Source organism: Micromonospora sp. NPDC003944 (genome assembly GCF_053605225.1).
The window spans coordinates 79,771-104,068 of the sequence record NZ_JBSGIV010000003.1; the positions used below are offsets into that span (position 1 = coordinate 79,771).

The 24,298-nt window shown below is 72.3% G+C and carries 20 protein-coding genes and 1 pseudogene; 10 read left to right on the forward strand and 11 right to left on the reverse strand.

Going from position 1 to position 24,298, the window contains the following annotated elements:
* Positions 1–94: 94 nt before the first annotated feature.
* The 5 genes and pseudogenes from ACWER9_RS02480 to ACWER9_RS02500 form a co-directional block, all read right to left on the reverse strand.
* Positions 95–1,369, reverse strand: a complete 1,275-nt coding sequence (locus ACWER9_RS02480) for a DUF2786 domain-containing protein (protein ID WP_452300099.1) — start codon at positions 1,367–1,369, stop codon at positions 95–97.
* A 218-nt stretch (positions 1,370–1,587) separates the two neighbouring features.
* Positions 1,588–2,772 carry a CaiB/BaiF CoA transferase family protein gene (locus tag ACWER9_RS02485; protein ID WP_452300100.1) on the reverse strand — a complete coding sequence of 395 codons (1,185 nt, stop codon included), beginning with the start codon at positions 2,770–2,772 and terminating at the stop codon, positions 1,588–1,590.
* Positions 2,772–4,929, reverse strand: a pseudogene (locus ACWER9_RS02490) (3-hydroxyacyl-CoA dehydrogenase NAD-binding domain-containing protein). The gene ACWER9_RS02485 and the pseudogene ACWER9_RS02490 overlap by 1 nt, the downstream one beginning before the upstream one ends.
* 14 nt (positions 4,930–4,943) lie before the next feature.
* Positions 4,944–6,158, reverse strand: coding sequence for an acetyl-CoA C-acetyltransferase (locus ACWER9_RS02495; RefSeq protein ID WP_452300101.1), 1,215 nt, complete (start codon positions 6,156–6,158; stop codon positions 4,944–4,946).
* Entirely contained in the window at positions 6,148–7,308 is a 1,161-nt protein-coding gene (locus ACWER9_RS02500) for an acyl-CoA dehydrogenase family protein (RefSeq protein ID WP_452300102.1), read from the reverse strand. Before ACWER9_RS02500 ends, ACWER9_RS02495 begins: the two co-directional genes overlap by 11 nt.
* 154 nt (positions 7,309–7,462) lie before the next feature.
* On the opposite strand from ACWER9_RS02500, the gene ACWER9_RS02505 reads away from it, so the two are divergent.
* Positions 7,463–8,104 carry a TetR/AcrR family transcriptional regulator gene (locus tag ACWER9_RS02505; protein ID WP_452300103.1) on the forward strand — a complete coding sequence of 214 codons (642 nt, stop codon included), beginning with the start codon at positions 7,463–7,465 and terminating at the stop codon, positions 8,102–8,104.
* Positions 8,105–8,131: 27 nt separating this feature from the next.
* Here ACWER9_RS02505 and ACWER9_RS02510 read toward each other — a convergent pair whose 3' ends face one another.
* Positions 8,132–9,004, reverse strand: a complete 873-nt coding sequence (locus tag ACWER9_RS02510; protein ID WP_452300104.1) for a zf-HC2 domain-containing protein — start codon at positions 9,002–9,004, stop codon at positions 8,132–8,134.
* A gap of 72 nt (positions 9,005–9,076) precedes the next feature.
* Here ACWER9_RS02510 and ACWER9_RS02515 point away from each other — a divergent pair, with 72 nt between their 5' ends.
* The 8 genes from ACWER9_RS02515 (at position 9,077) to ACWER9_RS02550 (ending at position 20,803) form a co-directional block, all read left to right on the forward strand.
* Entirely contained in the window at positions 9,077–10,117 is a 1,041-nt protein-coding gene (locus tag ACWER9_RS02515) for a TRM11 family SAM-dependent methyltransferase (RefSeq protein WP_452300105.1), read from the forward strand.
* 433 nt (positions 10,118–10,550) lie between these two features.
* Positions 10,551–10,640: a K(+)-transporting ATPase subunit F gene (gene kdpF, locus ACWER9_RS02520; RefSeq protein WP_036390805.1), complete on the forward strand. Its 90-nt coding sequence runs from the start codon at positions 10,551–10,553 to the stop codon at positions 10,638–10,640.
* Positions 10,640–12,295 (forward strand): potassium-transporting ATPase subunit KdpA, encoded by a 1,656-nt coding sequence (kdpA, locus tag ACWER9_RS02525; protein WP_452300106.1) that lies wholly within the window; start codon positions 10,640–10,642, stop codon positions 12,293–12,295. Before kdpF ends, kdpA begins: the two co-directional genes overlap by 1 nt.
* A gap of 20 nt (positions 12,296–12,315) precedes the next feature.
* Entirely contained in the window at positions 12,316–14,511 is a 2,196-nt protein-coding gene (gene kdpB / locus ACWER9_RS02530; protein ID WP_452300107.1) for a potassium-transporting ATPase subunit KdpB, read from the forward strand.
* On the forward strand, positions 14,511–15,392 hold the full coding sequence (locus ACWER9_RS02535) for a potassium-transporting ATPase subunit C (RefSeq protein ID WP_452300108.1): 882 nt from the start codon (positions 14,511–14,513) through the stop codon (positions 15,390–15,392). Before kdpB ends, ACWER9_RS02535 begins: the two co-directional genes overlap by 1 nt.
* A 71-nt stretch (positions 15,393–15,463) precedes the next feature.
* Complete coding sequence (locus ACWER9_RS02540) at positions 15,464–18,013, forward strand: DUF4118 domain-containing protein (RefSeq protein ID WP_452300109.1); 2,550 nt, start codon at positions 15,464–15,466, stop codon at positions 18,011–18,013.
* A complete protein-coding gene (locus tag ACWER9_RS02545) occupies positions 18,010–18,690 on the forward strand; it encodes a response regulator (protein WP_357758729.1) in 681 nt (226 codons plus the stop codon). The genes ACWER9_RS02540 and ACWER9_RS02545 overlap by 4 nt, the downstream gene beginning before the upstream one ends.
* Positions 18,691–18,793: 103 nt before the next feature.
* Positions 18,794–20,803: an FAD-dependent oxidoreductase gene (locus ACWER9_RS02550; protein WP_452300110.1), complete on the forward strand. Its 2,010-nt coding sequence runs from the start codon at positions 18,794–18,796 to the stop codon at positions 20,801–20,803.
* On the opposite strand, the gene ACWER9_RS02555 is transcribed toward ACWER9_RS02550, so the two are convergent.
* The 3 genes from ACWER9_RS02555 to ACWER9_RS02565 are packed head-to-tail and all read right to left on the reverse strand — an operon-like array spanning position 20,764 to position 22,066.
* Positions 20,764–21,165 (reverse strand): SAV_915 family protein, encoded by a 402-nt coding sequence (locus tag ACWER9_RS02555; RefSeq protein WP_452300111.1) that lies wholly within the window; start codon positions 21,163–21,165, stop codon positions 20,764–20,766. The genes ACWER9_RS02550 and ACWER9_RS02555 overlap by 40 nt on opposite strands.
* The gene (locus ACWER9_RS02560; protein WP_452300112.1) at positions 21,162–21,665 is read right to left on the reverse strand and encodes a universal stress protein; all 504 of its coding nucleotides are present in this window, start codon (positions 21,663–21,665) and stop codon (positions 21,162–21,164) included. Before ACWER9_RS02560 ends, ACWER9_RS02555 begins: the two co-directional genes overlap by 4 nt.
* Positions 21,662–22,066, reverse strand: a complete 405-nt coding sequence (locus tag ACWER9_RS02565) for a hypothetical protein (RefSeq protein ID WP_452300113.1) — start codon at positions 22,064–22,066, stop codon at positions 21,662–21,664. The genes ACWER9_RS02560 and ACWER9_RS02565 overlap by 4 nt, the downstream gene beginning before the upstream one ends.
* Positions 22,067–22,230: 164 nt before the next feature.
* Here ACWER9_RS02565 and ACWER9_RS02570 point away from each other — a divergent pair, with 164 nt between their 5' ends.
* Positions 22,231–22,986 carry a dienelactone hydrolase family protein gene (locus ACWER9_RS02570; RefSeq protein WP_452300114.1) on the forward strand — a complete coding sequence of 252 codons (756 nt, stop codon included), beginning with the start codon at positions 22,231–22,233 and terminating at the stop codon, positions 22,984–22,986.
* Positions 22,987–23,156: 170 nt separating this feature from the next.
* Here the strand turns inward: ACWER9_RS02570 and ACWER9_RS02575 are convergent, their stop codons facing one another.
* Positions 23,157–23,378, reverse strand: coding sequence for a hypothetical protein (locus tag ACWER9_RS02575; protein WP_452300115.1), 222 nt, complete (start codon positions 23,376–23,378; stop codon positions 23,157–23,159).
* Between the two features lie 20 nt (positions 23,379–23,398).
* Entirely contained in the window at positions 23,399–24,283 is an 885-nt protein-coding gene (locus tag ACWER9_RS02580) for an SMP-30/gluconolactonase/LRE family protein (protein WP_452300116.1), read from the reverse strand.
* Positions 24,284–24,298: the final 15 nt, after the last annotated feature.

Genomic DNA, 24,298 nt, shown 5'->3' on the forward strand with positions numbered 1-24,298 from the left:
CTCACCGAAGGGTCGGAGCCGTTCCCCCGATCCCTACCGCGTACCGAAGAAAAACGCAGAAACCTGCGCGGGAGGTGGTCCCACGCCGGGTGGTTCAGCGCTGATCGCGTCGGCCGGGCACCTGCCGGGGCTTCCGACCGCCCCCGACATCCAGCGACGCCCGGTCGGCGGCCGAGGTGCCGGACGACCAGCCCTCGGCGTCGCGGACGCTGAGCCGGTGCCGGGTGACGCCGGGGAAGAGCGAATCCAGCCGCTCCCGGACCGCCTCGCCGCGCGCCGCGAGCACCGGCAACAGCCGCTCCGCCCCGGTCGTCTCGCCCGTCGCCTGGTCCGTCGCGTCGGTGGCCGCGTCGGTCGCCGCCTCGGTGGCCGTTCGCAGCCGCTCGCCGATCCGCAGCGCGAACGCGTTCAGGAAGGACTCGTCCCAGACCTTCGTCCGCCGCCCCGCGCCCGGCCGGCGCTCGGCACGCCCCCGCAGCATCGCCGCCGTCGCCTGCACCAACAGTGACGTGTAGAGCAACTCCACCGCCACCAGATCGGCCGGCCAGCCCAGCACCGTGGTGAAGCCGAGATCGTCGGACCAGACCGCCTCGCACCTGTTCGCCGCCGCCACCTCCTGCACCAGCAGCGCCTTCGCGCCCGCGTACGGGCTGTCGGTGCCCAGGCGCACCCCGCCGGGCAGGTCCCCGCGCTCCGACCCGGCAGCCAGCAGCGCCTCGTCGATGCTGTGCCTGGCGATCAGCTCCTGGGCCTTCCCGGTCAGCGCCTCCGCCTCCGCCGGGAAGGTGGTCGACTCGGCCTTGGCCAGCAGCGCGCGTACCCGGTCCAACATCGGCGAGCCGCTGCGAGCGGTGCCCGCCGTGCGAGGCAGCGCCGCCCCGGCCACGCCCGGCGGCGGGCGCAGCACCGCGATCGGCGGCAGGCTCTCCAGCAGCGCGATGGTGTCCACGGCCGCGCGGAGCGCATCAACCCGGTCCAGACCGTCCCGGGTGGCCCAGCCGGTCAGCATGTTTCCGTCGGCTCCGCCCACGGTCACCCCCAGCTCGCGGAGCTGGTCGTCCCACCAGGCGGGGACCGGCTCGGCCTGGCCGCGCCGCTGGGCGGCCATCGCGTCGCGGACCAGCCGGGCCGCGCTGGCGCCGAGTCGACGAGCGGTGATCCGGTCCACGTCGACAGGCTGCCAACCGCGTGGCCACAGCCGTTCCAGACCGCGGACCAGGTGACGCAGCAACGCCGCGTCCACCGCCGTGGTGCCGTCCGCGGCGCCCGTGCCGACCATCAAGTGGTCCAGCTGCCGTTCGGCCTGCCGTACGTCAGTGCCGCGCACCGCCGCGAGCGCGTTGGCGACGAGTTCGTCCGCGTCCGGCACGGGCACCTCCTCCTCGGGATCTGGCTGTCGCTGCCTCCAGGCTGCATGATCATGCCGCGCGGCATCCGGGAGTCGCGAAACGGGCACATGGCCCTCCGCGCGCCCCCACCCCACCCCACCCCCACCCCACCGCCACCCCCACCCCCACCCCCGCCCCCGAGGTGGTGATCAAGAGGTTTGCGTCACCAGAGGACGGATCCTTGACGCAAACCTCTTGATCATCGCGGTGGGGTGCGCTGCGGCCAGCCGGGCAGGATCTCCTCGATCGGTAGGGCGTCCTGGTCGGGGTTCGGTGCTGGGGTGGGGCGTGCGGTCGGGGTGCGGGCGAAGCGTGGTGCGGGGGCCGGCTGGACCTCGCCGTCCACCTCGACGAACGTGCCCCGGGCGGCGTTGTGCGGGTGCTCATGCGCCTCACCGGGGGCGAGCACCGGCGCGACGCAGGCGTCCAGGTCGGCGAAGACCGCCGTCCACTCGTCCCGGGTGCGCTCGGCGAACCGCTCGGCGAACCGGCGGCGCAACTCGTCCCAGCCGCTCGGGTCGTACTGGGCCGGCAGGTCCGGGTCGTCGGCAAGGTCCAGGCCGGCAAGGAGTACGGCGTAGAAGGCCGGTTCCATCGCGCCGACGGCCATGAATCCACCGTCGGAGGTGGCGTAGGTGTCGTAGAACGGCGCCCCGCCGTCGAACACGTTGCGCCCACGGGGGGCGGCCCACAGGCCGGTGCCGAGCAGCCCGTGCAGGAACGAGGTGAGCAGGGCCGAGCCGTCCACCATCGCCGCGTCGACCACCTGGCCGAGGCCGGAGCGTTCCCGCTCCAGCAGCGCGGCGAGCACACCGACGGCGAGCAGCATTCCGCCGCCACCGAAGTCGGCGAGCAGGTTCATCGGCGCGTACGGGCGCTCGCCGGCCCGCCCCAGCGGCTCCAACGCCCCGGCCACCGCGATGTAGTCGATGTCGTGCCCGGCCCGGGCTGCCAGCGGGCCGTCCTGACCCCAGCCGGTCATCCGCGCGTACACGAGTCGGGGGTTGCGGGCCTGGCACACCTCCGGCCCGAAGCCGAGCCGCTCCGCCACCCCCGGCCGGTACGCCTCGACGAGCACGTCGGCCCGCTCGACGAGGCGCAGCAGGTCCGCCACCCCGCCCGGGGACTTCAGGTCCAGCGTGGTGACCCGCCGTCCGCGCTGCAACGGCCCGCTCGTCGGCGCGGCCAGCCGGCCCGCACCCGGAGCGCCCGGCCGGTCCACCCGTACGACGTCCGCGCCGAGGTCGGCGAGCACCATGCAGCCGAACGGCGCCGGGGCGAGGCTGGCCAGCTCGACCACCCGCACCCCGGCGAGCGGCCCACCGCGCGCCGGTGTGCCCGACCCGGCACGCGTCGGCGCGTCTGGATCTACAGGCGACGCCATCAGGAGACGCCGGCGGGCTCGGCGGGGCGGGCGGCGAGCCGGTCCACCAGATCTGCGGGCGGCGTGAACCGGTCGCCGTAGCGGTCGGCCAGCTCGGTGGCGCGGGCCGCGAAGCCGGACGGACCGCCCGCGTACTGCCGGACGTAGCGGATCACCCCGCCCGGTCCACGCGGGGAAGCCGATGCCGAAGATCGAACCGATGTTGGCGTCGGTCTCGGTACGCAGCACCCCCTCGTCGAGGCAGCGCAGCGCGTCGAGCGCCTCGGCGAAGAGCATCCGCTCCTGGAGGTCGGTGAACGGCACCGCCCGACCCGCCTCGGCGGTCAGGTCGGCGAGGCCGGGCCAGAGCCGGCCCCGGGTGCCGTCGTCGTAGGAGTAGAAGCCGCGACCGGCCGCCCGCCCCGGGCGGTCGTACGCGTCGACAAGCTCGTCCACCAGGCGGTGTGCCGGCAGAGGTCGGAACTCCTCGCTTGCCGCCTCGAACTGCCGGCGGATCCGCTGGATCAGCGTGAGGCTGACCTCGTCGGCAAGCGCCAGTGGCCCGGTCGGGTAGCCGGCCTGAAGGGCTGCCTGCTCCACAGATGCGGCGGGGACACCCTCGGCGACCATGCCGACCGCCTCGTCGATGAACCGGCCGATCACCCGGCTGGTGAAGAAGCCCCGACCATCGTTGACCACGATCGGTGTCTTGCCGATGCGTCGGCCCAGGTCGAACGCCCGAGCCAGCGCCACGTCCCCGGTCCGCTCGCCCACCACGATCTCCAGCAACGGCATCCGGTCCACCGGCGAGAAGAAGTGCATGCCGATGAAGTCCGCCGGCCGGTCCACTCCGGCGGCCAGCCCGGTGATCGGCAGAGTGGAGGTGTTGGAGGCGAGCAATGCGTCGGGTGCCAGCACGGGCAGGACCTCGGCGAAGACCTGCTGTTTCAGGGCCGGGTCCTCGAAGACCGCCTCGATGACCGCGTCGCAGCCGGCCAGGGCGTCCACCCGATCGGTGGTGGTGATCCGGTCCAGCACGGCGCCGGCGTCCGCCTCGGTCGAGCGACCCTTGCGGACGGCGCGGGCCAGCAACCGCTCGGCGTGCTCCCGGGCCCGGCCGGCGGCCTCCGGCGTGACGTCCTTGACCACGACGTCCAGCCCGGCGCTGGCGCAGGCGTACGCAATGCCCGCGCCCATCATGCCGGCCCCGAGCACCGCCACCCGGCGTACCGGTGGGGCGTCCACGTCGGACGGCCGGGCCGCGCCACCGTTGACGGCCTTCAGGTCGAAGAAGAAGGCACCGATCATGTTCTTGGCGACCTGCCCGGTGAGCAGGCCGATCAGGTGTCGGGTCTCCACGGTGAGGGCGGTCTCCAGGTCGACCTGTGCGCCCTCGACGGCGGCGGCAAGGATCGCCTCGGGCGCGGGCAGCCGGGCGCCCTTGAGCTGCTTGCGCAGCGTCGCCGGGAAGGCGGGCAGTTGTGCGGCTAGTGACCGGCTGGCCGGGGTGCCGCCCGGCATCCGGTAGTCCGGCCGGTCCCACGGCTGGGCCGGGTGCGGGTTGGCGGCGATCCAGGCCCGGGCGTGCTCCAGCAGCTCGGTCGGCGTGGCGACCACCTCGTCGACAAGCCCGGCGGCCAGGGCGTCGGCCGGACGCATCCGCCGGCCGGTGAGCAGCACCGTGGTCAGCGCGCCGGCCAGACCGAGCATCCGGACCGTCCGGGTGACCCCGCCCGCTCCGGGCAGCAGCCCCAGCGTCACCTCGGGCAGCCCGAGCCGACTGTCGGGCCGGTCGAGCGCGATCCGGTGGTGGCAGGCGAGCGCGATCTCCAGACCACCGCCGAGCGCGGAGCCGTTGACCGCCGCGACCACCGGGCGGCCCAGCGTCTCCAGGCGACGCAGGTCCCGCTTGATGGTGCCGAGCAGGTCGGCCAGCGCGGGCGCGTCGGCGCGGGTGGCCCGGATCATCTCGGGCAGGTCGCCACCGGCGAAGAACGTCGACTTCGCGCTCGTCACGACGACCCCGACGAGGTCGGGCTCGGCCTCCAGTCGGTCGAGCACCGCGCTCATCGAGGCGGCGTACGCCCGGTTCATGGTGTTCGCCGACTGGGTGGGGTCGTCCAGGGTGAGTGTGACGATGCCGTCGGCGCCGCGGTCGTACCGGATGGTGTCGGTCATTGTCGTCCTCCGGGTCAGCAGCGCTCGAGAACGGTGGCGACGCCCATGCCGCCGCCGATGCAGAGGGTCACCACGGCGCGGCGCAGGTCGCGGCGCTCCAACTCGTCCAACGCGGTGCCGAGCAACATCGCTCCGGTCGCGCCGAGCGGGTGGCCGAGCGCTATCGCGCCGCCGTTGACGTTCACCCGTTCCGGGTCGAGGCCCAGGTCGCGGACGTACTTGAGCACCACGGCGGCGAACGCCTCGTTGATCTCGAACAGGTCGATGTCGTCGACCGTCAGCCCGGCGACGGCGAGCGCCTTGCGGGTGGCCGGGATCGGGCCGGTCAACATCAGCGTGGGGTCCGCGCCGGTGACGGCCGCGCCGACGATCCGGGCGCGCGGGGTGAGGCCGAGGTCGCGGCCGACGTCGCCCGAGCCGATCAGCACCAGCGCGGCGCCGTCCACGATGCCGGACGAGTTGCCCGCGTGGTGGACGTGCTCGATCGCCTCCAACCAGTGGAACTTCTGCAACGCGACCGCGTCGAAGCCGGCCGCCTCGCCGATGATGGCGAAGGACGGGGTGAGCCGGGCCAGCGCCTCCCGGGTGGTCTCCGGGCGCGGGTGCTCGTCGGCGGTGAGGATGTCCAGTCCGTTGCCGTCGCGGACCGGCACCACCGACCGGCTGAAGTACCCGCCGGCCCACGCCTTGGCGGCCCGTTCCTGGGACCGCAGCGCGTAGCCGTCCACGTCGTCGCGGGTGAAGCCCTCGAGCGTGGCGATCAGGTCGGCGCTGACGCCCTGCGGCACGAACGACGTGGCAAGCGCGGTCTGCGGGTCGGTGGCCCAGGCCGCGCCGTCGGAGCCCATCGGCACCCGGGACATCGACTCGACCCCGCCGGCGAGCAGCAGATGCTCCCAGCCGGAGCGGATCCGCGCGGCGGCCGAGTTGACCGCCTCCAACCCGGAGGCGCAGAACCTGTTGAGCTGCACCCCGCCCACCTGCTCGGGCAGCCCGGCCAGCAGCGCGGCGGCCCGCGCCAGGTCGCCGCCCTGCTCGCCGACCGGGGTCACGATGCCGAGCAGCAGGTCCTCCAACCGGCCCACGTCCAGGCCGGGGTTGCGCTCCCGCAACGCGTCGATCAGGCCGACGACCAGGGAGATCGGTTTGACCCCGTGCAGCGCGCCGGTGTCCCGGCCGCGTCCGCGCGGGGTGCGGACCGCGTCATAGACGTACGCCTCAGAGAGCACGGGCGATCAACTCCTTCATGATCTCGTTGGTGCCGCCGTAGATCTTCTGGACCCGGGCGTCGGCGTACATCCGGGCGATCGGGTACTCGGTCGTGTAGCCGTAACCGCCGAAGAGCTGAAGGCACCTGTCGACGACCTCGCACTGCCCGTCGGTGAGCCATGACTTCGCCATCGCCGCGGTGGCCACGTCCAGGTCGCCACGCGTGTGCCGGACGATGCAGTCGTCCAGGAAGACCCGGCTGACCCGGGCGCGGGTGGCGCACTCCGCGAGCACCATCCGGGTGTTCTGGTGACCCATCAGGGTCTTGCCGAAGGCGGTGCGCTCCTTGGCGTACGCCACGGTCAGCGCGACCGCCCGCTCCATGGCCGCGACCGCGCCGACGCCGATGACAAGCCGTTCCTGCGGGAGTTGCTGCATGAGCTGGACGAAGCCCAGCCCCTCGGTGCCCCCGAGCAGGTTCGCCGCCGGCACCCGGAGTTCGTCGAAGAACAGCTCTGCCGTGTCGTTGGCGTGCAGGCCGATCTTGGACAGCAGGCGCCCCCGGCGGAAGCCCTCCGGGTCGCCGCCCACCTCGCAGACCAGCAACGAGACCCCGGCCGCCCGCTGCTCGGGGTCGGTCTTCGCGGCCACGATGACCAGATCGGCCAGGCCGCCGTTGGTGATGAACGTCTTCGCGCCGGTGACCAGATAGTCGTCACCGTCGCGGACCGCCCGGGTCCGCATCGCCTGCAGGTCGGAGCCACCGTCCGGCTCGGTCATCGCGATAGCGCCGACCAGCTCACCACTGCACAGGCCGGGCAGCCAGCGCCGCTTCTGCTCCTCGCTGCCGTACGCGGCCAGGTAGCCGGTGACGATCCCACTGTGCACGGCCAGCCCGAGGCTGCTCTCCCCGGTGTACGCCTGCTCGTGCAGCAGCACCGCCTCGTGGGTGAACCCGCCGCCCCCACCGCCGTACTCCTCCGGGACCGACAGGCCGAGCAACCCCAGCTCGCCGGCGCGCCGGTAGTGCTCGCGGTCCGGATGACCCTGCGCCGACAGCCGCTCGGCGTGCGGCAGCACCTCCTTGGTGAAGAACGCCCGGGCCAGCTCGGCCAGGTCGTCGTGTTCCGGCTCGCGCCAGGGTGCGGGGGGACCGTCGGGCGTCGACATGTGCACCACCCTCGCGCCCTGTTGGCAACCTGTCAATAAGCCGCCCGCCCCATGGTGAGCCAAGATCAAGGAGGTGAGCGTGTGGCGTGGCCGGCTTCGGCGATCGAGGTGCGGAACGGTGGCTGACCGGTGAGCTGTCGATAGGGTCGGGCAGATGAGTGTCGAGACGGCCCCGCGCCGCCGCCGTTTGGAGCCGGACGCCCGGCGCGGCCAGATCCTGGCCTGTGCGGTCCGGCTCTTCGGCGAGCGCCCGTACGCGGACGTGTCGACCACCGACGTGGCCCGTGCGGCGGGTGTCGCCCGTGGCCTGGTCAACCACTACTTCGGTGCGAAGAAGGACCTCTACCTGGAGGCCGTCCGGGTCATGGTGACCATCCCCGAGGTGGCCGTCGAGCGGCTGCCCAAGGGTGATCTGCGGACCCGGGTCGATGCCAGCGTCAGCTGGTTCCTCGACGTGGTGTCCCGGCACAGCACCTCGTGGCTGGCGGCGGTCACCGCCCGGGGGATGGGCGGCGACGCCGACGTGGAGCGGGTGCTCGCCGAGGCCGAGGAGGTCGCCGCGGACCGCATGCTTGTCGCCGTCGGGCTGGCCGGCGAGGCCGAGCACCACGAGGAGTTGCGCGGCATGGTCCGGGCGTACTGCGGGCTGGCGACGTCGACCGCCCGGGAGTGGCTCCAGCGTGGCGCGTTGACCCGGCCCCAGGTGCACCTGCTGCTCAGCACCACCCTGTTGACGATTGTCGAACAGGTCGTGCCGCAGATCCTCGCCGACGGGCCGGCACGCCCAGAGAGCTGAGCGCCGACGGGTGAGGGCGTGCGCCGCTCAGGCGGCGCGGCGTTCGTCGGCCGGGCCGGTGTGCGCTGCCGGGGCGGCGTACCTGTCGGCGGCCTGGGCCGGGTAGGACTCGGGGCCCACCACCCGCAGCGGCCGGTCCACCTCGTCGGCCCCGAACCGCCAGCGGGACGGTGTCGGTTGCCGCTGCGGTGCCGGCCCGCCTGGGCGCAGACCGGGCCGGGACAGCAGCACGGTGATCAGGTAGCCGACCACCAGGAAGCCGTGACTGATCAGTCGTTCCCCACCCACCGATCCGGTGGCCAGGTCGTTGACCGACAGCAGCAGCAGCGTGCCGACGAACGCGCTGAGCATCGGCAGCAGCCCGGCGGGCGGGCTGCGGCGCACCGCCACGAACAGGAAGCCCGCGCCCACGGCGACATTCCACGCCGCTGACTCGTGCCACAGGTGCTGGCCGGTGGGGTGCAGGTGGTCGGCGGTCGCGCCCCGGCCCACCTGGGCCAGGCCGAGCACCAGTTGCACCGCGCCGAGCAGCCCGAGCGCCGACCGCAGGCCGACGACGAGCGGGCCGCGCCCGAACACCGCACGCAGGCCGGCGACCGCACCACCACGCCCGCGCGCCGGGCGCGGCCCGGACACCAGCCGACCTCGCCCGGTCACGCGCCGCCACCACGACGGACGGGCCGGCGCCGCCGCGGTGGCGGCAAGGATCGCCGCCGTGCGGTCGGGCACCTCAACGACCAATCGGGTACGAACCCGACGGGTCACCGCCGCGGCCTGCGTGAACCAGGCCCGGCACTCGGCGCACCCGTCGAGGTGCCCCTGCACCGCCGTCAGTTCGGCGGCGGTCTCCTCCCCGTCCAGCTGCGCGGACAGGACCTCCCGCCACTGCTCACACCCCATGTATCGGTAGTCGCTCCGGCGGCCGCTCCGGTTCCCGGCGACCGTGACTGGTTGTGGAATACTCGCCGGATCATGACGCGTTACGGCCTGCTCATCCTGCCCGCCACCAACCGGGTGTACGCCCGCGCCGCCGTCGACCTCACCCGCGCCGAGCTGGAGATCTTCGGCCGCTCGGCGCTCGAGGGCCGGATCGGCGAGCTGGACACCGAGGTTGTCGGAGGGGCTTCCTACGTCACCTTCGGTGGCGACGGTTTGACCGAGCGGGACCTGGCCGTCCTGGGCAACCTCTCCGCCGGGTACGCGCTCTTCGAGATCGTCGGTGAGCTGCTGCGGCCGATCGAGTGGCGCCGGCTGGATCGCTACGACGACGACCTGCTCACCATCCAGAAGTACCCGGGCAAGACCAATGAGCAGTTCACCAAGCTGCTGCTCAACGTCACCCTGCTCGCCTCGGACTGGGCCACCGAGATGACCAGCCGCCGGTTCCGGGTTCTGGACCCGCTCTGCGGTCGGGGCACCACCCTCAACCAGGCACTGATGTACGGCTTCGACGCCGCCGGGATCGAGCGCGACCAGAAGGACGTCGAGGCGTACCGGGCGTTCATCACCACCTGGCTCAAGCAGAAGCGGGTCAAGCACCGGGTGCTGGAGTCGGGGCCGGTGCGGCGGGAGCGCAAGGTGGTCGGGCGACGGGTGCGGATCGAGCTGGCGGCGACCCGCGAGGAGCACAAGGCCGGCCAGACGCAGTTGCTGGACGTGGTCAACGCCGACACCGCCCGGTCGGCGGAGTTCTTCCGCCCGGAGACCGTGGACCTGGTCGTGGCCGACGCGCCGTACGGCGTACAGCACGGCAGTCGTACCGCCGATCGAGGTTTGGCGCGCGACCCGCTGGCGTTGCTCGCGGACGCCGCGCCGGTCTGGGCCCGGTTGCTGCGCCCCGGCGGTGCGCTCGGGATCTCCTGGAACACCCATGTCGCCAGCCGCGACGACGCCGCGGCGGCGCTGGCCGACGCGGGACTGACAGTGGTCGACGACGAGCCCTACCGCGCGCTGCGGCACCGGGTGGACCAGTCGATCATGCGAGACGTTCTGGTGGCCCGCCGCCCGGTCTGACCCGGCCTCGCACCTCCGCTCCCGCCACCCATGCGCCACCCCATCCGGGTCGCGCATGCCTCTCGCGTGCCCTTTGCTCTGCACCCGCGGAGGCGACACTCACGCTCTGTAGCTGGTGCCTCCGCAGGTGCAGAGCAAAGGGCGGACAACCAGTCCTGACCGCGCGGACCGCGCGGGGGTTCTGTGCCCCATTTCACCTGTTCAGGGTGCCTGTGTGAAAACCACGTCAAGAAAGGGTTCGCCGCCGTCATGGTCGCGTTATGACCCCTGCCGTCCGGCGGGTGGTGGGGCTTTGATTGCCCGGCGCGATCGGAAGGCGGTCGCGACGAACCTTTCCGCTATGAGGAGTCAGCGTGTCTGACGTGGTGTTCGTGGTCCTGACGGTGGCGCTGTTCGCAGTGCTCGCCCTGGTGGTCCGGGCGGTGGAGAAGCTGTGAACGCGGTAAACGCCGTCGGTCTGGTGCTCGCGATCGTCCTGGGCGCGTTCCTGGTGTTCGCCCTGCTGTTCCCGGAGCGCTTCTGATGACCATGACAACAGCGGGCGTCATCTTCATCGTGACGCTTGTGGCGGCCCTCGTCGCCGTCTACAAACCGTTCGGCGACTACATGTTCCGGGCGGTCTCCGGCACCCGGCAGTCGCGGGTCGAGCGGGGGATCTTCCGACTGGTCGGGGTCAACCCGGCCGCCGAGCAGACGTGGGGCGTGTACGCCCGCAGCGTGCTGGCGTTCTCCGCGGTCTCGATCCTGTTCCTGTACCTGTTCCAGCGGGTGCAGAACCACCTGTGGCTGTCGCTGGGGTTCGACCCGGTGGTGCCGCACGGCGCGTGGAACACGGCAGTGTCGTTCGTGACCAACACCAACTGGCAGTCGTACTCGGGTGAGTCGACCATGGGCCATCTGGTGCAGATGGCCGGTCTGGCCGTGCAGAACTTCGTCTCGGCGGCGGTCGGCATCGCGGTGGCGGTCGCGTTGGTACGCGGCTTCGCGCGCAGCCGTACCGGGCAGCTCGGCAACTTCTGGGTCGACCTGACCCGGATCACGCTGCGGATCCTGCTGCCGATCGCGGTGCTCGGCGCGATCGCGCTGATGATCGGCGGGGTTGTGCAGAACCTGTCCGGCGGCACCGACGTGAGCACGCTCACCGGTGGCACCCAGACCATCACCGGCGGTCCGGTCGCCAGCCAGGAAGTGATCAAGGAGCTGGGCACCAACGGTGGCGGCTTCTACAACGTCAACAGCGCGCACCCGTTCGAGAACCCCACCACCTGGACGAACTGGCTCCAGATCTTCCTGATCTTCCTGATCCCGTTCAGCCTGCCCCGGGTCTTCGGCCGGATGGTCGGGCAGAACCGGCAGGGCTACGCCATCGCCGCGGTGATGGGCATCCTCGCGTTCCTCAGCGTCGCCATCACCAACATCTTCGAGCTGGCCGGCCACGGCACGGTGCCGCAGGCGGTCGGCGCGGCGATGGAGGGCAAGGAGGTGCGGTTCGACGTGTCGAACTCGGCCACCTTCGCCGCCGCCACCACGCTCACCTCGACAGGTGCGGTGAACTCCTTCCACGACTCGTTCACCTCGCTCGGCGGCATGATGACCATGGTCAACATGATGCTCGGCGAGGTCGCGCCGGGCGGTACCGGTTCAGGGCTCTACGGCCTGCTCATCCTCGCGGTGATCACGGTCTTCGTGGCCGGGCTGATGGTGGGCCGCACGCCCGAGTACCTGGGCAAGAAGATCGGGTCGCGTGAGATCAAGTTCGCCTCGCTGTACTTCCTGATCACGCCGATCCTGGTGCTCGTCGGTACGGCGGCGGCGTTCGCCACCGGCAACAACGCCACGGCGCTCAACGTCGGCCCGCACGGCCTCTCCGAGGTGCTGTACGCGTTCACCTCGGCCAGCAACAACAACGGCTCGGCCTTCGGCGGCATCACCGTCAACACCACCTGGTGGGACACGGCGCTGGGGTTGTGCATGCTGCTGGGCCGGTTCCTGCCGCTCATCTTCGTGCTCGCGTTGGCCGGCTCGCTGGCCCGCCAGGCACCCACCCCCGCGTCCGAGGGCACCCTGCCGACCCACCGACCGCTGTTCATCGGCATGGTCGTCGGCGTCACGGTGGTCCTCGTCGCGCTGACCTTCCTGCCCGCGCTCGCGCTCGGCCCGCTGGCAGAGGGGCTCTGACCATCATGAGGAACGAGGACATGTCCGTCACGTCCGCCCCGACAGAGCAGCTCCCCGGTACGCCCGCCACCCAGGGCAACCGGATCGGCGGGGGCCTGCTCGACCCCAAGCAGTTGGTCCGGTCCCTGCCGGACGCGGTACGCAAGCTCAACCCCGCCACGATGTGGCGCAACCCGGTGATGTTGATCGTGGAGGTCGGTGCGGCCTTCACCACCGTCCTGGCGCTGACCGACCCGTCGGTGTTCGCCTGGGCGATCACCATCTGGCTCTGGCTGACTGTGGTCTTCGCCAACCTCGCCGAGGCGGTCGCCGAGGGGCGGGGCAAGGCCCAGGCCGCGACGCTGCGGCAGGCCAAGAAGGACACCATCGCCACCCGGCTGATCGACTGGAAGCCGGGCGCACGGGCCAACACCTACCGCGACGAGGCGGTGCCCGCCCCGGAGCTGCGGCAGGGCGACATCGTGCTGATCGAGGCCGGTGGCATCGTGCCCGGCGACGGCGACATCGTCGAGGGCATCGCAAGCGTCGACGAGTCGGCCATCACCGGCGAGTCGGCCCCGGTCATCCGGGAGTCCGGTGGCGACCGCAGCGCGGTCACCGGCGGCACGAAGGTGCTCTCCGACCAGATCATCGTGAAGATCACCCAGAAGCCGGGGGAGAGCTTCATCGACCGGATGATCGCCCTGGTCGAGGGTGCCAACCGGCAGAAGACGCCGAACGAGATCGCGCTGAACATCCTGCTCGCCGCGCTCACGGTCATCTTCCTGCTGGCGGTGGTCACCCTCCAGCCGCTCGCCATCTTCTCCAAGGCGTACCAGGCGGCGGCACCGGACAGCGGGGCGATCACCGGCTCCGGTGTGACAGGCGTCGTGCTGGTCTCGCTGCTTGTCTGCCTGATCCCCACCACCATCGGCGCACTGCTCTCCGCCATCGGCATCGCCGGCATGGACCGCCTCGTCCAGCGCAACGTGCTGGCCATGAGCGGGCGGGCCGTCGAGGCGGCCGGCGACGTCAACACCCTGCTGCTGGACAAGACCGGCACCATCACGCTCGGCAACCGGCAGGCCGCCGAGTTCGTACCGGTCGAGGGGGTCGACGCCGCGACGGTTGCCGACGCCGCGCAGTTGTCCAGCCTGGCCGACGAGACCCCGGAGGGGCGCTCGGTGGTCGTCCTGGCGAAGAACGAGTTCGGGCTGCGCGAGCGCGAGCCCGGCGTGATGCCACACGCCACCTTCGTACCGTTCACCGCGCAGACCCGGATGAGCGGCGTCGACCTGACCCCGGACGCCAGCGTGGACGGCGGCGCGGTGGGCACGGCCCGTCGGGTCCGCAAGGGCGCCGCCGCCGCGGTGATGAAGTGGGTACGGGAGAACGGCGGCCACCCGACCGAGCAGGTCGGCGAGATCGTGGACGCGATCAGCGGCACCGGCGGCACCCCGCTCGTCGTCGCCGAGCACGTCGACGGTGAGCCCGCCCGCGCGCTGGGCGTCATCCACCTCAAGGACGTGGTCAAGTCCGGGATGCGGGAGCGGTTCGACGAGATGCGCCGGATGGGCATCCGGACCGTGATGATCACCGGCGACAACCCGCGTACCGCCAAGGCGATCGCCGACGAGGCCGGGGTGGACGACTTCCTGGCCGAGGCGACGCCGGAGGACAAGCTCGCGCTGATCAAGCGGGAGCAGGAGGGCGGCCGGCTGGTCGCGATGACCGGTGACGGCACCAACGACGCACCGGCGCTCGCCCAGGCCGACGTCGGGGTGGCCATGAACACCGGCACGTCGGCCGCGAAGGAGGCCGGCAACATGGTCGACCTCGACTCCGACCCGACCAAGCTGATCGAGATCGTGGAGATCGGCAAGCAGTTGCTGATCACTCGCGGCGCGCTCACCACGTTCAGCATCTCCAACGACATCGCGAAGTACTTCGCGATCATCCCGGCCATGTTCGCCGGCCTCTACCCGAGCCTGGACGCGCTGAACATCATGCGCCTGGCCAGCCCGGAGTCGGCGATCCTGTCCGCAGTCATCTTCAACGCCCTGGTGATCATCGCGCTGATCCCGCTCGCCCTGCGCGGCGTGCGGTACCGGCCGGCCGCCGCGTCGAAGCTGCTCAGCCGCAACCTCCTGGTGTACGGCCTGGGCGGCATCATCGTGCCGTTCATCGGGATCAAGCTCATCGACCTGATCATCCAGTTCTTCCCGGGGATTTCGTGATGCGTCTACCCACCTGGATCGCCCAACACCTCGCCGCGCTGCGCGCCGTACTCGTCTTCACGGTGCTGCTCGGCCTGGTCTACCCGCTGGCCCTGGTAGCGCTCGGCCAACTGCCCGGCCTCAACCACAGGGCCGACGGCTCGCTGATCACCGTGGGCGGCAACACCGTCGGCAGCGCGCTGATCGGCCAGTCCTTCACCGACGCGGACGGCAACCCGGTCGCCCGGTACTTCCAGTCCCGCCCCTCGGCCGCCGGCGACGGCTACGACCCGACCTCCACCTCGGCAAGCAACCTGGGCCCGGAGAGCGTCGTCGACACCATCGCCACCGACCCGGAGGAGTCCAGCGAGAGCCTGCTCACCCAGGTCTGCGGTCGCAGCAAGTCCGTCGGCGAACTCAACGGGGTCGACGGCCGGCGTCCGTACTGCACCGACGACGGGGTGGGCGCGGTGCTCGCGGTCTTCCACGCCGACGGTCTGACCGGCACGGTCACCCGGGTGGTAAGCGTCAACCAGGCCGCCCCGGCGACACCGTTCGTCGCCGAGTACCAGGGGGTGCCGGTGGAGCTGGCCAAGCCCGGCGAGGACTACGTGGCCGCTGGCGGGGTGGTCACCCCGATCCGGGGCGACGCGCCCGCCGACCCCGCAGTACCCGCCGACGCGGTCACCGCAAGCGCCAGCGGTCTCGACCCGCAGATCAGCCCGGCGTACGCCGAACTTCAGGTGAACCGGGTCGCGCGCGAGCGCGGCGCGGACCCGGCGGCGGTGCGCAAGCTGGTCGAGGAGCACACCGACGGGCGGGCGCTCGGATTCATGGGTGAGCCCGGCGTCAACGTGCTGGAACTCAACCTCGCCCTCGACAAGCAGTTCGCCGCGCGCTGAGCACACCGCGGGCGGGGCCGTGTCCACCGGGCACGGCCCCGCCCGCCGATCTGAGCAGGGAGGATGTTCCCGTGCCACGCGGAGAACTGCGCATCTACCTCGGAGCCGCCCCGGGCGTCGGCAAGACGTACGCCATGTTGGAGGAGGCCCAGCGGCGCGCCGCGCGCGGCACCGACGTGGTGATCGGCTTCGTGGAGACCCACGGCCGGCAGCACACCGCCGCGATGCTCGGCGACCTGGAGCAGGTGCCCCGCCGGAGCATGGACTACCGGGGTGCCGAGTTCACCGAGATGGACCTGGACGCGGTGCTGGCCCGCCGGCCCGAGATCGCGATCGTCGACGAGCTGGCGCACACGAACGTGCCCGGTTCCCGGCACGACAAGCGCTGGCAGGACGTCCAGGAGCTGCTCGACGCGGGGATCGACGTACTGTCCACGGTCAACGTGCAGCACCTGGAGTCGGTGAACGACGTCGTCGCGCAGATCACCGGCACCACCCAGCGGGAGACCGTGCCGGACGAGATCGTCCGCGCCGCCGAGCAGGTCGAGCTCGTCGACATGACCCCGGAGGCGCTGCGCCGGCGAATGGCGCACGGCAACATCTACCGGCCCGACAAGATCGACGCCGCGCTCGGCAACTACTTCCGGGTCGGCAACCTCACCGCGCTGCGCGAACTGGCGCTGCTCTGGCTTGCCGACAAGGTCGACGAGCAGCTCGACCGCTACCGCAGCCAGCAGGGCATCGCCGCCACCTGGGAGGCCCGGGAGCGGGTCGTGGTGGCGCTGACCGGCGGCCCGGAGGGCGAGACGCTGATCCGTCGGGCGGCCCGGGTAGCCGCCCGCAGCAAGGGCGCCGACCTGCTCGCCGTGCACGTGGCCCGCAGCGACGGCCTGGCCGGTGCCGACCCGGCCCAGCTGGCCCGCCAACGCGTGCTCGTGGAGAGCCTGGGTGGCACGTACCACCAGGTGCTCGGCACCGACGTGCCGGCCGCGCTGCTCGACTTCGCCCAGGGTGTGAACGCCACCCAGCTGGTGCTCGGCGCCAGCCGGCGGGGCCGACTCGCGCAGATCTTCGCCAGGGGTGTCGGGGTGACCACCACCGCCCTCTCCGGCTCGATCGACGTCCACCTCGTCACCCACAAGCAGGCCGGCAAGGGCCGTCGGGCGGCGGCCGTGCCGGCGGCGCTGTCCCGCCGCCGCCGGCTGCTCGGCTTCGGCCTGGCGGTGCTTGGCATGCCGCTGCTCACCCTGCTGCTGAGGACCCTGCCCGACCTGACGTTGACGAACGACATCCTGCTCTTCCTCGCCGGGGTGGTCGGGGTCGCGCTCGTCGGCGGGGTGTGGCCGGCCCTGGTCGCCGCGCTCGGCGGCTCGCTGCTGCTCAACTGGTTCTTCACCCCGCCCTTCCGCACGCTCACCATCGCCGAGGCCGACAACCTGCTCGCCCTGGCCGTCTTCGTCGGGGTGGCCCTGGCGGTGAGCTGGATCGTCGACGTGGCCGCCAGGCGTACCCGGGAGGCCGCTCGGGCCGCCGCCGACGCGCAGACCCTCGCCGCCGTCGCCGGTGGCGTGCTGCGCGGTGAACGCCCACTGCCCGCCCTGCTGGACCAGCTCCGCGAGACCTTCGGGCTGCGCGCCGTGAGCGTGCTGGAGCTGGCCGAGGAGGCGAGCGGGCGTCCGGAGCGGGCCCGCGAGGAGCACGCGTGGTGCGTGGTGGCGAGCGTCGGCGAGCAGCCCGCCTGCACGCCCGACGGCGGGGAGACGGCGGTGCCTGTCGACGAGCGGATCACCGTCGTGCTCAGCGGGCGACGGCTGGAGGCCGCCGACCGGCGGATCGTCGAGGCGTTCGCCGCCCAGGCCGCCGTCGCGCTGCGCCAGGAACGGCTCGCCGAGGAGGCGGCCACCGCCCGGCCGCTCGCCGCCGCCGACCGGATGCGCACCGCGCTGCTCGCGGCGGTCAGCCACGACCTGCGTACGCCGCTGGCGTCGGCGAAGGCGGCGGTGACCAGCCTGCGCAGCCACGACATCGAGTTCGACGAGGCCGACCGCGAGGAGTTGCTGGAGACCGCCGAGGAGTCGCTGGACCGCCTCGCCCGGCTGGTCGGCAACCTGCTGGACATGAGCCGCCTCCAGGCGGGCGTCCTCGGCATCTCGGCGACCGCGATCGGGCTGGAGGACGCCGTACCCCTGGCGCTCGACGAACTTGGCCCGGCGGCCGCGACCGTCGGCACGGACATCCCGGCCGACCTGCCGGCCGCCACCGCCGACCCGGGCCTGCTGGAACGGGTGCTCGTCAACATCGTCGCCAACGCGTTGCGCTACAGCCCGCCGGGTCAGCCGCCGACGATCACCGCGAGCGCCCACGCCGGCCAGGTCGAGCTGCGGGTGATCGACCGGGGGCCGGGCATCCCGGAGGAGCAGTGGGAGCACGTCTTCCTGCCGTTCCAACGCCTCGGCGACCGGGACAACCAGACCGGCGTCGGTCTCGGTCTTGCCCTGTCCCGTGGGTTGGCCGAGGCGATGGGTGGCAGCATCACCCCGGAGACCACCCCGGGCGGTGGGCTCACCATGGTGCTGCGGCTGCCGGCCGCGCAGACCAGCTCGGAGGGGCCGCAGGAATGACGCGCATCCTGGTCGTCGACGACGAACCGCAGATCCTGCGGGCGCTGCGCATCAACCTGCGTGCCCGCAGGTACGACGTGGACGTCGCCGGCACCGGGGCCGCCGCGCTGAAGGCCGCCGCGAGCCACCCGCCCGACCTGGTGGTGCTGGACCTCGGCCTGCCAGACATCGACGGCGTGGAGGTGATCCGGGGTCTGCGCGGGTGGACCACCGTGCCGATCATCGTGCTCTCCGGTCGGGCCGGCAGCGAGGACAAGGTCGCGGCGCTCGACGCGGGGGCGGACGACTACGTCACCAAGCCGTTCGGGGTCGAGGAGCTGTTGGCGCGCATCCGCGCGGTGACCCGCCGCCTCGGCGCACCGAGCGAGTCGGTGCCGGCGCTGCGCATCGGCCAGCACACCGTCGACCTGGCCGACCACAGCGTGCGCAGGGACGACGGCACCGAGGTCAAGCTGACCCCCACCCAGTGGAGCGTGCTGGAGAAGCTGCTGCGTCACCCCGGCAAGCTGGTCAGTCAACGCCAACTCCTGCAGGACGTGTGGGGGCCGGAATACCAGAACGAGACCAACTACCTGCGGCAGTACCTGGCTCAGCTGCGACGCAAGCTGGAGGACGACCCGGCCCGCCCCCGGCACCTCATCACCGAGCCGGGAATGGGCTACCGTTACCGGCCGTGACCTGTTGACACCCGCCGGCAGAGATTGAAGAATCTCGCTCGCAGTGGCAGCGGCGTGCTTCTGCGACCGTCCCCTCCACCGGTGACCCCCCGGGAGCCCCGCCGTGTCCCTGCACCTGTCCCGTCGTCGGCTGTTGACAGTCGGCGGCGCCGGCCTCGTCCTGGCCAGCCTCGACGACCCGATCCGGGCCGACCCCGCCCGAGCCGCCGTCACCACCGCCGACCTGGTCGTCTACGGCGCCACCTCCGGCGGGCTGGCCGCAGCGATCACCATGCGCCGACTCGGCCGCACCGCGGTGGTGGTGGAGCCCACAGGCCACGTCGGTGGGTTGAGCACCGCCGGGCTGGGCGCCACCGACACCGGCGTCCAGGCGTCCATCGGCGGGCTGGCCGCCGAGTTCTACCGCCGGGTGTACGTGAAGTACCACGGCGGAACCCTCACCCCGACGTCGCCCCTGCGGATGACCTTCGAACCGCACGTCGCCACCGCCGTCTTCGCCGAGATGCTCGCCGAGGCGGACGTTCCGGTGGTCGTCGACGCCCGACTGAGCGGCATCGGCCGTACCGGCAACCGGATCACCGAGCTGCGCACCGAGGACGGGTCGATCTACCGGGGCGGGGTGTTCGTCGACGCCACCTACGAGGGCGACCTGCTGGCCATGGCCGGGGTCGGGTTCACCGTCGGGCGGGAGTCCAACGACACCTACGGCGAGACGATCAACGGGGTGCAGTCGCGCAACACCCACCAGTTCGCCTACCCCGTCGACCCGTACGTCACGGCCGGCTCGCCGGCCAGCGGTCTGCTGCCGGGCATCTCGGCCACTCCGCTCGCCCCACAGGGCAGCGGCGACGACCGGATCCAGGCGTACTGCTTCCGGATGTGCCTGACCCAGGCGACCAACCGGATCCCGTTCGGCAAGCCGTCCGGTTACGACCCGATCCGGTACGAGCTGCTGCTGCGGCACATCCAGGCCGGCTACGCCGGACCGTACTTCACCACCCACTCGATCGGCGGCGGGAAGACCGACTCCAACAACAACGGTGCCGTGTCGACCGACAACATCGGCTTCAACTACTCATACCCGACGGCCAGTTGGGCGGTACGGGAGAGCATCATCGCCGAGCACCGCACCTACCAGCAGGGGTTGATGTGGTTCCTGGCGAACGACAGCCGACTGCCCGCGTCGGTGCGCGACTCGACGGCCCGGTGGGGGCTGCCGGTGGACGAGTTCACCGGCACCGGCGGGTGGCCACCGCTGCTCTACATCCGCGAGGCCCGACGGATGGTCTCCGCGTACGTGATGACCGAGGCCGACTGCCGGGGCCGGATACGCGCCGCCGACTCGGTGGGCCTGGCCAGCTACACGATGGACTCGCACAACTGTCAGCGGGTGGTGGTCGACGGCAAGGTCCGCAACGAGGGTGACGTGCAGATCGGCGTGCCGTCGCCGTACCCGGTGAGCTACCGCTCGATCGTTCCGCACCAGGCGCAGTGCGCCAACCTGCTCGTCCCGGTCTGCCTCTCGGCGAGCCACATCGCGTACGGCTCGATCCGGATGGAACCCGTGTTCATGATCCTCGGGCAGGCGGCGGCCACCGCGGCGTCCCTGGCGCTCGCCGGGAACCTCCCCGTGCAGGCCGTCTCGGTGCCCGCTCTCCAGGCCCGACTGCGACAGGACGGCGCGGTGCTGGAGTGGGGCTCCACAAGCGAGGTGATCCTCGACAACGCGTCGACCACCGGGATCACCCGGGCCGGGACGTGGCTGCGCAGCACCAGCACCGGCGGCTACTACGGTCCGGACTACGAGCACGACGACAACGTCGGCAAGGGGATCAACCGGCTGCGGTTCCGCCCGACGCTGCCCGCCTCCGGGTCGTGGACGGTGCACCTGCGCTGGACCGGGCACCCGAACCGGGCGACGAACGTGCCTGTCGACATCGCGTACGCCGGCGGGCTGGTCACCAGGACCGTCGACCAGCGGCAGGCCGGCGGCCAGTGGGTGGCGCTCGGCACCTACCCGTTCACGGCGGGCACCGACGGCAGCGTGTTGATCCGTACCGAGGACACCGACGGCTACGTGGTCGCCGACGCGGTCCGCTTCGTCCGCGCCTGAGCGGCCGGTCGGGCGGCGGTCTGCGGTCGGGCGGCGGTCTGCGGGTCCAGCGGTGGTGCCACAAGCAGCGGGTCGACCTGGATCACGTCGATGCCGAGCGGGCGCAGCATGCCCCGCAGTGCGGCCTCGCACAGCTCCTCCCAGGGCTGGTCCGCGCCCATCGCGGCGACAAGCAGCTCCGGTCGGGTGAAGGCGATGCCCACCCGTTGCCCCTGCGGCGAACGACCGGTCCGCACCGTCCGCACAAGCCGTCCCGGCAGGTCACGCACCGGGACAGCGAAGATTATCGGGGCCTCGTCCATGGTCGGGTCGGTCCTTTCCAGACGTGTCGGAAGAGTGGCGCCGCCACGGCGACGGGTCATCTGCTGAATCGTTCGAGGTCATGGGCGAAGCGGCGGATCGTCGCGGCCCGCGCCCAGGACGGCGCGGGCACCGCGATGACCGGCACGTCCGCGTGTGTCACGCAGTACCTGGTGACGTGGCCACGGGACCGACCGAACCGGCCGCGTTCCGGGCTGCCGACGACAAGCAGGTCCGACTCCCGGCAGGCGTGGTCGACGAGCACCTGCCCGGCGTACCCCTGGGTCGCCACCAGCCGCACGGTCACGTCCCGGGGGACCCCACCGAGCGCCGCGTCGAACACGCTGCGCAGGTAGACCAGTGCCGCCCGGTCGCACTCGTCCTGCCAGCGCCAGGTCAGGGTGCCGGGCCGCCACGTCGGGGCGAAGACCCACGCGCGGACCGCGTCCAACTGCGCGCCGTCGCGGCGGGCCAGCTGCGTCGCTCGGCGCAGCGCCTGCATCCCGGCGAACGACCTGTCGACCCCCACCACGACCCGGTGGGCACCGCCGGGGCGGCTCATGCGGCGGACCCCATCCGGGCGTCAGTTGCGGCGAGTGGGTCGGCCGCCGTGGTCAGGTCGAGCGCGCGCAGGATGTAGTTGGCCTCCACCACCTCCACGCCGGCGCGCAGGCGCAGGTCGGCCACGGCGCGGTGCAGCACGGTGATGCTGTCGGCCGAGAGGCGGACCACGGCGTCGACGTCGGCGGCGATCCACCACGCCGCGACGGCGCACGGCTCGTGCCGCAGGTACTCCACAAGCCGACTGCCGGGCGCGGACGGGCCGAGCCGGACGCTCACGAGCGCCTCGTGCCGCCGCTCCGACGCGTCGGATCCGGTCGCGGGCTCACCGGGGTCGCTGGCCGGCTCGGTGCCGGGTGGCAGGCCGCCGCGTTCCCAGCGTGTCATCCGCCAAGGACTCATGGACCCATCGTCACCACCCGGTCGGCGGCGGCGCACCAGTCGATACGCCGTTTCGACGGGCCACCGCCATTTCTTGACGCTGCGTTCACGCGGCTGCCGGCCGGGAGCGCCGACACGGCGAGTAACGTTCCCAACGGCCCAAGATCGGCGTACGAGGAGGCACAGTGCTGACGACGACGGTGGACATCCCGACCAGCGACGGAGTGGCGGACGCGAGCCTGACCCGACCGGACGGGGACGGCCCGTTCCCGGCGGTGCTGCTCTTCATGGACGCCTTCGGGCCGCGCCCGCGCCTGGTCGAGATGGCCGAGCGGATCGCCGAGCGCGGCTATCTGGTGCTGACGCCCCACCTGTTCTACCGGGCCGGTCGGGCCCCGCTGTTCGACCTGTCCCGACTCGCCGAGGCGGACCAGCGTGGTGCCCTCTTCCAGAAGATCATGCCGCTGGTCGGCGCGCTGACCCCCGAGGTGATCAGTCGGGACACCGCCGCGTACCTGGACTTCCTGGCCTCCCGCGAGGACGTCCAGCCGGGCCCGGTCGCCATCACCGGATACTGCATGGGCGGCACGAACGCGCTGCGGGCCATCGAGGCGCACCCGGACCGCATCGCCGCGGTCGCCAGCTTCCACGGCGGGCGGATCGTCACCGACGCGCCGGACAGCCCACACCTGGGCGTCGCCCCGATCATCGGTGAGCTGTACTTCGGGCACGCCGACGCCGACCAGTCGATGACGCCCGAGCAGATCGCCACGCTGGAGAAGGCGCTCGACGACGCCGGGGTGCGCTACCGCTCCGAGCTGTACGCGGGCGCCCACCACGGCTACACCATGGCCGACACCCCGGCGTACGACGAGAAGGCCACCGAGCGGCACTGGGCCGCCCTGTTCGACCTCCTGGACCGCACCCTGCCCGTCGCCTGACGACTGCGGCCCACCGCCTGACGGCCGGCGGCGCCCTGCGGCGCAGTGATCAAGTGATGAAAAGTAGGTCGGAAACGATCCGGAGACCTACTTCTCATCACTTGATCATGATCATGGTGGGCGCGGTGCCCATGTGGCGCGGTGGACACGGTGGGCCGGGCGGCGGGTGCTCAGCGGCGCAGCAGCACCGGGCCGGCGTCGATGCGGGTGCGGAACAGCGCGTACGGCTTGCGCCGCAGGTCCTGGCCCCGCTGGTACTGCGGCTGCCGGTGCAGTTGGTTGGCGGTGACGTAGAGGTACCCGTCGGTGGCCACCGACATGGTGTCCGGCCAGAGCAGTCGGGGGTCGTGCACCACCGTCTCGTACTCGCCGTCCGGCAGTCGACGCAGCACCGCGTCGTGCTCGTACGAGGTCAGGTAGAGCCGCCCGCGGTGGCCGGCGCGGCGGGCAGGCCGGGGACCGGGACGTCCACCGCGAGCAGTGCCCCGTCCGCCGGGCCCGGCGTGTCCAGCCCCACCCGCGCGGTGCCGATGAAGAGTCGGCGCAGGTCGGGGCCGCCCAGGCAGATGCCGGCCGGCTGGGTGGCCGGCAGTCGGATCTCCCGGTCGAGGGTGCCGTCGGGCCGGTAACGGCGTACCGCGGAGCCGCCCCAGAGCGCGATCCAGAGGTGACCGGCCGCGTCGAGCGTCATGCCGTCCGGGCCCCCGTCGGCGGGGGACAGCCGCACGAAGGGCTCCCGCCCGCTCAGTGCCCCGGTGGCGGGGTCGACGGTGAACCTGTCGATCTCGCCACGCGGGGTGTCGGCCAGGTACATGGTGGTGCCGGCCGCGTCGAACGCCGGCCCGTTCGGGATGGTCAGCCCGGTCACCGCGGGGACCGGCTCGGCGCCCGGGGTGAGGCGGAACAGCGTGCCACCGCCGGGCACCATCGCGTACGTCATGCTGCCGGCCCAGAAGCGGCCGTGCGGGTCGGCGACCGCGTCGTTCATGCGGGTCGGCTCGGCTGCGTCGGCGACCAGCTCGGCCACCGGCCGGGGGTCGCCGGTGGCGGGCAGCACCGTGACGCCGGTCCCGGCGGCGGCCAACCATTCGCCGGGTCGGTCGACCACCGGGGCGACCGCGCCGAGCGGTACGTCGAGGCGGCGCAACTGGCGCAGCGGGGTCGGGGCGTCGCCGTCGGTCTCCAGCAGCCGCCCGGCGAGCAGGTCGACGAGGACCAGCCGGTCGTCGACCCAGCGCAGGCCCTCACCCAGCTCCAGTCGGTCGGTGCTCCAGACGGTCGGCTCGGTCAACTCCATGGTGCTCCTCCAAAG

Excerpts from the sequence above, each read along its gene's own strand:
- ACWER9_RS02485 (WP_452300100.1), bottom strand. The coding sequence starts at position 2,772 with ATGGCGTCGCCTGTAGATCCAGACGCGCCGACGCGTGCCGGGTCGGGC.
- ACWER9_RS02500 (WP_452300102.1), bottom strand. The coding sequence starts at position 7,308 with ATGTCGACGCCCGACGGTCCCCCCGCACCCTGGCGCGAGCCGGAACAC.
- ACWER9_RS02505 (WP_452300103.1), top strand. The coding sequence starts at position 7,463 with ATGAGTGTCGAGACGGCCCCGCGCCGCCGCCGTTTGGAGCCGGACGCC.
- ACWER9_RS02510 (WP_452300104.1), bottom strand. The coding sequence starts at position 9,004 with ATGGGGTGTGAGCAGTGGCGGGAGGTCCTGTCCGCGCAGCTGGACGGG.
- ACWER9_RS02515 (WP_452300105.1), top strand. The coding sequence starts at position 9,077 with ATGACGCGTTACGGCCTGCTCATCCTGCCCGCCACCAACCGGGTGTAC.
- kdpA (WP_452300106.1), top strand. The coding sequence starts at position 10,640 with ATGACCATGACAACAGCGGGCGTCATCTTCATCGTGACGCTTGTGGCG.
- kdpB (WP_452300107.1), top strand. The coding sequence starts at position 12,316 with ATGTCCGTCACGTCCGCCCCGACAGAGCAGCTCCCCGGTACGCCCGCC.
- ACWER9_RS02535 (WP_452300108.1), top strand. The coding sequence starts at position 14,511 with ATGCGTCTACCCACCTGGATCGCCCAACACCTCGCCGCGCTGCGCGCC.
- ACWER9_RS02545 (WP_357758729.1), top strand. The coding sequence starts at position 18,010 with ATGACGCGCATCCTGGTCGTCGACGACGAACCGCAGATCCTGCGGGCG.
- ACWER9_RS02555 (WP_452300111.1), bottom strand. The coding sequence starts at position 21,165 with ATGACCCGTCGCCGTGGCGGCGCCACTCTTCCGACACGTCTGGAAAGG.
- ACWER9_RS02560 (WP_452300112.1), bottom strand. The coding sequence starts at position 21,665 with ATGAGCCGCCCCGGCGGTGCCCACCGGGTCGTGGTGGGGGTCGACAGG.
- ACWER9_RS02565 (WP_452300113.1), bottom strand. The coding sequence starts at position 22,066 with ATGAGTCCTTGGCGGATGACACGCTGGGAACGCGGCGGCCTGCCACCC.
- ACWER9_RS02580 (WP_452300116.1), bottom strand. The coding sequence starts at position 24,283 with ATGGAGTTGACCGAGCCGACCGTCTGGAGCACCGACCGACTGGAGCTG.